The 789-nt window shown below is 68.9% G+C and carries 2 protein-coding genes; one reads left to right on the top strand and one right to left on the bottom strand.

Annotation, left to right across the window (positions count from 1 at the left end; translation table 11 throughout):
- Positions 1 to 77 (top strand): hypothetical protein (locus tag A5705_RS28320; protein ID WP_231982335.1); only part of this gene is annotated, 77 nt, incomplete at its 5' end.
- Positions 78 to 191: 114 nt separating this feature from the next.
- Here the strand turns inward: A5705_RS28320 and A5705_RS00035 are convergent.
- A partial coding sequence (locus A5705_RS00035) for an HNH endonuclease signature motif containing protein (RefSeq protein ID WP_156762972.1) occupies positions 192 to 789 on the bottom strand: 598 nt, incomplete at its 5' end.

The raw sequence follows: 789 nt of genomic DNA, 5'->3' as shown, positions 1-789 counted from the left end.
CCGGACCCCTCGGCGAGCGCGCCGACTGGTGGTGGTACGACCCCTTCCAACCCCAACCACCACCATCGACCAACTAGGTTGATTGGGGCATAAAGAATTTCGTTTGCGTTACCCGCTGCCCAGACCATGCGGCTTGCTTGAAAGTTGGTAGCGCATACGCTATCGAATTCGTAAGTCGCCGATGCCCGGAGTCAAGCCGGACCCGGCGCCGGTGCGAATTCGAAACTCGGCGGTTCGCGCAGCCACGCCGTCGAGACGGCGGACCAGTCCGCGACGCTGACGTAGGGTCCCGCCGGGCTGTGCGCGTGGCCCGAGCCGTCGGCCGTGCTGAACGGGGTGACCGAGATCTTGGGACGGGCGAGGGAGCCGGGGTGTAGGGGTTGGCCGTCCTCGTCGGTGACCGAGAGGTGGTCGGGGGGTCCGGTGATGGTGATGTGGCCTTGGTGGTGTTGGCGGTGGTGGTAGGGGCAGATCAGGACCAGGTTGGTCAGCTCGGTGGGGCCGCCGTTTTCCCAGTGCACGAGGTGGTGGGCGTGTAGGCCGCGGGTGGCCCCGCAGCCGGGTACCGCGCAGCTGGGGTGGCGGTGCTCGAGGGCGCGGCGCAGTCGCCGGCTGATGGTGCGGGTGGTGCGCCCGGCGCCCAGGGGTTGGCCGTGGCGTTCGAGCCAGACTTCGCAGCCGGCATCACAGGTCAGGTATTGGCGGTCGGCGTCGGATAGCAGCGGGCCCAGGTGCAGCGCGGCGCTGCGCTGGGCCGCGTCGTAGTGGGCCACCACGGTGGTGTGCTGG

This window comes from Mycobacterium sp. E787 (assembly GCF_001668725.1).
Taxonomy (GTDB): Bacteria; Actinomycetota; Actinomycetes; order Mycobacteriales; family Mycobacteriaceae; genus Mycobacterium.
This window is presented reverse-complemented; position numbering and strand designations above follow the sequence as displayed.